Annotated in this window: 6 protein-coding genes; 1 reads left to right on the forward strand and 5 read right to left on the reverse strand. The window is 29.0% G+C overall.

Features of this window, described 5'->3' with window-relative positions; all coding sequences use genetic code 11:
* Positions 1-43: 43 nt before the first annotated feature.
* The 4 genes from thiI to M2651_RS12530 form a co-directional block, all read right to left on the reverse strand.
* Positions 44-1,189 carry a tRNA uracil 4-sulfurtransferase ThiI gene (gene thiI / locus M2651_RS12515; RefSeq protein ID WP_252132689.1) on the reverse strand — a complete coding sequence of 382 codons (1,146 nt, stop codon included), beginning with the start codon at positions 1,187-1,189 and terminating at the stop codon, positions 44-46.
* The gene (locus M2651_RS12520) at positions 1,186-2,325 is read right to left on the reverse strand and encodes a cysteine desulfurase family protein (protein WP_252132690.1); all 1,140 of its coding nucleotides are present in this window, start codon (positions 2,323-2,325) and stop codon (positions 1,186-1,188) included. The genes thiI and M2651_RS12520 overlap by 4 nt, the downstream gene beginning before the upstream one ends.
* A 115-nt stretch (positions 2,326-2,440) precedes the next feature.
* Positions 2,441-3,208: a prolipoprotein diacylglyceryl transferase gene (lgt, locus tag M2651_RS12525; RefSeq protein ID WP_252132691.1), complete on the reverse strand. Its 768-nt coding sequence runs from the start codon at positions 3,206-3,208 to the stop codon at positions 2,441-2,443.
* Positions 3,209-3,338: 130 nt separating this feature from the next.
* Positions 3,339-4,040 (reverse strand): phosphatase PAP2 family protein, encoded by a 702-nt coding sequence (locus M2651_RS12530; protein ID WP_252132692.1) that lies wholly within the window; start codon positions 4,038-4,040, stop codon positions 3,339-3,341.
* A gap of 405 nt (positions 4,041-4,445) precedes the next feature.
* On the opposite strand from M2651_RS12530, the gene M2651_RS12535 reads away from it, so the two are divergent.
* Positions 4,446-5,441, forward strand: coding sequence for an alpha/beta hydrolase (locus M2651_RS12535; protein ID WP_252132693.1), 996 nt, complete (start codon positions 4,446-4,448; stop codon positions 5,439-5,441).
* A 58-nt stretch (positions 5,442-5,499) separates the two neighbouring features.
* Here the strand turns inward: M2651_RS12535 and M2651_RS12540 are convergent, their stop codons facing one another.
* The gene (locus tag M2651_RS12540; protein ID WP_252132695.1) at positions 5,500-6,333 is read right to left on the reverse strand and encodes a TerC/Alx family metal homeostasis membrane protein; all 834 of its coding nucleotides are present in this window, start codon (positions 6,331-6,333) and stop codon (positions 5,500-5,502) included.
* Positions 6,334-6,433: the final 100 nt, after the last annotated feature.

Below are 6,433 nucleotides of genomic sequence, written 5' to 3' on the forward strand. Positions count from 1 at the left end.
AAAACAAATTAAACTCCACCTAAATGCTTAGATGGAGCTTTTATTACAGATTATATACTTCCATATTTTTAATAGCTTCTTCAACCAAATTATCAACATCAAGTACACTTTCTGCTTTTCTCATCTTATCTAAAGCTGGCTTTGTCTTAGGATGCTTTGGAACAAATATAGTGCAACAATCTTCATAAGGAAGAATTGAAGTTTCATAAGTTCCTATTTCTCTTGATATGTTCATTATATCCTGCTTATCCATTGCTATGAGAGGTCTAAACATAGGTCTGTCTGCTACATCAGTACTTACAACAAGTCCCTCCATAGTTTGACTCGCCACCTGACCTATGCTCTCTCCTGTAGTTACTGACTGTATATTGAACTTATGTGCCAGCTTGCAGGCTATTCTAGTCATAAACCTTCTCATTATTATTGTTAATTCATCTTCTCTGCACTTCTCTATTATAGCCATTTGAATATCTGTAAAAGGTACCACATATAATGTTACTTTTCCTGTATAACTGCTAAGTATAGCAGCTAGCTGCTTAACTTTCTCCTTTGCCCTCTCACTAGTATAAGGATGACTGTGATAATAAACACAACTTATCTCAACACCACGCCTTGCCATCATGTAACCAGCTACAGGAGAATCTATTCCTCCTGAAAGCATAAGCATAGTACTTCCATTCATTCCATAAGGAAGCCCTCCAACAGCCTTAATTCTATTGGAGTAAACATAGGCTTTATCTCTTATTTCTACATTTATTGTATGCTGCGGCTTGCTTATTTGTACTGTTAATTCTGGTGCATTTTTTAAAATATAAGCACCAACTTCCCTGCTTATATCCATAGATGTCCCTTTAAAATTTTTATTTGCTCTGTTTGTCTCAACTTTAAAAGTTGCAGCTTTAAGCCCTTTAACTTCTTCTAAAGCCTGTTTTTTTATTTCCTCCATAGAAGCTTCAACTTCTGTTACAATACATACTTCTGATATACCAAAAACTTTTATTACTTTGTGAACTACTTCTTCTAATTTCTCTGAATAAATAAACCATCTTCCTTGATCTATAACAAACTCATAATCTGTGCCCTCCAGCACTTTTTTAATATTATCTTTTAATTTTTTTTCAAATCTGTTTCTATTTAATCCTTTAAGAAATATTTCCGGGGCGTATTTTACTAAAACTAGCTTTCTCATATTCTAACTCTCCTTAAAAATCTTAATGACCTGTTTAATAAATCTACAGTATAGTCCACTTCTTCTTTTGTACTGTATTCACTGAAACTAAAACGAATAGTACCTTTTATTTCATCATCTTTTAGCCCAATAGCTTTAAGCACATGACTATCCTTTGTATCCTTAGAAGAGCAGGCAGAACCTGTAGATACATAAACTCCACCCTCTTCCAAAAGATGAAGCAGAACTTCAGCACGAACACCTTTAAATGATATACTTAATATATAAGGTGAAAAATCTTCATCCATTGGGCTATTTATCTTAACTCCCTGCATTTGTGCAAGCTTAGTTATAAAATAATTCTTAACTTCTATTATTTTTTGAAAGTTTTCCTCTCTATTTTCGTAAATAATCTGTGCTGCTTTTGCAAAGCCTGCTATAGCAGCTAAATTTTCTGTACCTGAACGAAAGCTTTTTTCCTGCCCTCCTCCAAAAATTAAAGGTTTTGGAACAAGCCCTTTTCTTACATAAGCTAAACCTACTCCCCTAGGTCCATGTATTTTATGACTACTTACTGATAAAAGATCAATTTTTGTTTTTTGAACATCAATTTTAAATTTTCCATAGCTTTGCACAGCATCTACATGAAATTTGATACGGCTGCTTTTTTCCTTCAAAAGCCTACCTATAGTTTCAATATCCTGAACTACTCCTATTTCGTTATTTACATGCATTATGCTTACAATAACAGTATCCTTGTTTATAGAACTTTCTAATTCATTTATATCTATTTTCCCTCTGCTGTCTACATTTAAATATGTAACAATAGCTCCTAAACTTTCAAGTTCTTTACATATATTTATTACGCTTGGATGTTCTATTTTTGTTGTAATTATATGAGACCCCTCTTTAACAAAGCCTCTAATAAGAAAATTATTGCTTTCACTTCCTCCTGAAGTAAATATAATTTCATCTTTGCTGCAATTTAATGTTTTAGCTAAAACTTCTCTGCTTTCATTCATCCTGCCTTCTGCTTTTATACCCAGACTATAAGCTGAGGATGGATTTGCATAGTAATTTTTCATTGTATCAGCAACTATATCTATAACCTCATCATAAGGTTTTGTAGTAGCACTATTATCTAAATAAATTTCCATGGCATCACTTCCTAGAATTTATTATTTGTGTATATAAATAATTTTATTTATGTCATAAAAAATGAATAGGCATTTAACCTATTCATCTTAATATAATACTATTTTATTTTTGGAATTACAATATATTTTTCTTCCTAAAATATGCAAAGTATATGTACAATAAGCTAATAACAACACCAGTTATACTAACTAGCTGTGCAACTCTTATAGGTCCTAACATTAAACTATCTGTTCTAAGTCCTTCAATAAAAAATCTTCCTATAGAGTATAAACCAACATAAGTGAAAAATATTGTTCCATCTTTCTTTACTCTTTTAATAAGCATAATAAGTATAAAAGATACCAGAAGATTCCACAAAGATTCATATAAAAATGTTGGATGATAGTATATACCATTAATATTCATACCCTTTTGAATAAATTCAGGGAATCTTTTTATAAATTCATAGGAAACTTCTCCGCCATGAGCTTCTTGATTAAAGAAGTTACCCCATCTTCCAACAGCTTGAGCTAAAATTATGGACGGTGCTGCAGCATCCGCATAGCTTAAAAATTTTATTTTTTTCTTTCTTGCATACAAAAAACCAGCTAACAGTGCAAATAAAACACCGCCGTGTATTGCAAGTCCCCCCTGTCTTATATTTATGATTTCTGCAGGATACTTTCCATAGTAATCTAGATTAAATAAAACATAATACAATCTTGCTCCCACAATAGCAGAGGGCAAAGCAATAAGTATAATATCCATCATCATGTCATAACTTATATTTTTTACTTTACAGGTGTATGAAGCTAACAGAATTCCAAGTATCATACCACATGAAATTAATATTCCATACCATCTTATAGGAATACCAAATAGATTAAAAGCCTCCGGATTCATAATTTACCTCCTATGTAATTCCTTAATATAAAATTAATGATATCATAATAACATAAATTTATGAAGATTTTTAATTTAAAAAAATTAACCCTCTAAATTTGAGAGTTAATAGTTTTACTATAATTTAACATTAAACTTCCAGTTTCTTTTTCATCATAAATAAAATAATTTGTTTTTTAATCCAGAAGTAAACTCTACCACTATAAGCCTCTGAAACTCTAAATATTAAATCTGCATAAACTATGCCTGAAACAACGTCTAAAATTACATGCTGCTTAACAAAAAGAGTAGAAATTATTATTATTATTGAACAGAACCATACTGCTGAAATAATAGATTTACTTTTAATATTGCTTGCCATAACTGCTTTTATCATTAAATAACTTGTTAAAACATGTATACTTGGAAAACAGTTATAAGGCTGATCTGCACTGTATATGATTGACATAAGTTTTGTTAATATATCACTGCCAACAAGCTCTGGTCTTGGAACAGTGGTTTGAAAAAAGAAGAAAGTTATATAACAGGCAATTAGACCTAAATTATAGCTTACAACAGTTACAAAATAAGTTTTCTTATCCTTAATGCACAAATAAGCCATAACTAAGAAAATAAAAACATACCAGACAATATACGGAATTATAAATACTTTCATAAATGGTATAGCTTTATCTAATTTAGTTACTAAACTGTATACTCCTCTTTTGGAATTATTAAGCAATACATAAAAAATATTTAAAGGTACAATAAATAACATGGCACTAGCAGCCAGTAAATTTTCTTTGATTTTTTTTATACTCTCTTTTTCCTTACTAGAAACAACTTTTTCCATAATCTTCCCCCAAATTTATTTTATTTATTTTTTATATATCATCTCTATATACTGTTATTATGTATTATAATTTTTGCATCATATTCCAATTATAAACTTTTTCTTTATTTAAAACAATATATACATATATTAATATAAATTTCTTAAAAAAATAGTGCAAAATTCTTAAAAATATATTAAAATAATAATAATTATTATATGCTATTTATTGTATTTTTCTATTGTTGTATTATTATAGTTTTATAGTTTCAATTCACTCCATATTATATACCTTTTCTCCATATAACATATTTCCAAAGTTTCCATAAATATTTTTATACAAAAAATCATAAAACTATTCAACAAAATTTTTAATAATGATAAAATGTTAATTGATTAATTTTGGACAAGGGTGGGTAGCCAATAATGCAAGTTCAATTTACATCATTAAAAGATGTTAGAAGAAATAAGAAAAAAAAATGGCCTAGAATTGCATTCGATGTAATTTTTGTAGTTTTTATAATTACTAACGTGATAAGTCTTTATATCGGAAATAATTACTATAAAAAAATTTTCGAAATAAATACAAAAACAGATTTAGATCAGTATGAAACTTATAAATCTACCTTCAATGAAAGAAGATTCAGCGATATTCAAAGGGAAGAAGTATCTGTAGCCTCTAAAAACAACTATAAACTTTATGGAACCTATATTAAAAATCCTAAAGCTACCAATAATACAATTATACTTTTGCACCGCTTAGGAGGAAGCCGATGGTCCTCAATGAAGTATACAGATATGTATTTGGACAAAGGTTTTAATGTTTTAGTTTACGATGGAAGACACCATGGTTATAGCGGTGGTGATAATGTTACCTATGGTTTTTATGAAAAAGATGACTTGGATAAGTGGGTAGATTGGGTTTACAGAAAAAATAAAGGCGGAATTATTGGTGTCCACGGTGAATCCACAGGGGCAGCTGCAGCACTGCTCCATTCAAAAATAAATGAGAATAAAAAAAAGGTAAGTTTTTATATAGCAGACAGTGCTTTTTCAGACTTAAACGAATTTTTTACCATACGAATAAAACAAGATTATAATTTAAAATCTAACCTCCTGATTAAGCCTTTAATCTTCTATATAGACAAAATAAATAAACTAAAAAATGGATTTTATTTAACAGAAGTTTCTCCTATAAATATTGTTGGTAATATTAAAACTCCTATTATGTTTATTCATGGTGCAAATGATACTTATGTACCTAAAACAATGAGTGAAGATTTATATAAAGCAAAATCAGGAACAAAGCAAATTTATATAGCACCAGCTTCTGATAATAATGAAGCGTACTTAAATAATCAGGATGAATATAGGGATAGAGTATACACCTTTATAGATTCAGTTATTTCTATCAATAACTAAGAAGGACAGCCTCTTTTAGCTGTCCTTTAATCTTTAGAGCTGTATTTTATTATCAATTTCATATTCCACTATATTTTTTCTGTGGAAAAAGTACTGATATTGCAATACTCCCTATTAATATTAAAAATATAATCAAAAGTGATATTACTAAAGGTATTTGTATATCAAAAAATAATATTAATAGTTTAACTCCTGTAAAAGAAAGTATTAAAGCTACTCCATATTTTACATAGCAAAAAAGACTATGCAGTTTTTGCAGCACAAAATACATACTTCTAAGACCAAGTACAGCAAAAATATTTGAAGTGTATACAATAAAAGGATTTGTTGTTATAGAAAAAATAGCTGGTATTGAGTCTATAGCAAATAATATATCGGAGGTTTCAATAATCAAAATAATTGCAAATAACGGTGTAGCATAAATTTTATTTTTAATTCTAACAAAAAATTTCTCTCCATAAAGTTTCTCTGTAACAGGCAGCAGTTTTTCAATAATCTTTATTACCTTACTGTTTTTTAAATCTATGTTGCTTTCTCCTCCAAACATCATTTCTACTCCGCTTACTAATAATACTGCACCAAACAAATATAGTATCCAATGAAACTTATTTATTACAGAAATACCTAATATAATAAAAACAAGTCGAAGAATAATAGCTCCTATAATTCCATAATCTAATACTCTTCTTTGATACATTGAAGGAATTTTAAAAGCCTCAAAAACCATTAAAAACAAAAAAAGGTTGTCCGCACTTAAACTAAACTCTATCATATACCCTCCTAAAAATTGAAGGGCACTTTCTTCACCTAAAATTATGTATACTATAATGTTAAAAAGTATAGACATACACATCCAAAATAAAACTGAAAATAATGCATTTTTTGCTCTCAATTTAACTATCATTCCTTTCGCTGTGCTCAAGGCACAAAAATTTATGAAAATGTATATTCTGTACAAACTCTGTCAATAATATAGGCAAGTATGCAGATAT

Source organism: Clostridium caldaquaticum (assembly GCF_023806125.1).
Lineage (GTDB): Bacteria > Bacillota > Clostridia > Clostridiales > Clostridiaceae > Clostridium_AT > Clostridium_AT caldaquaticum.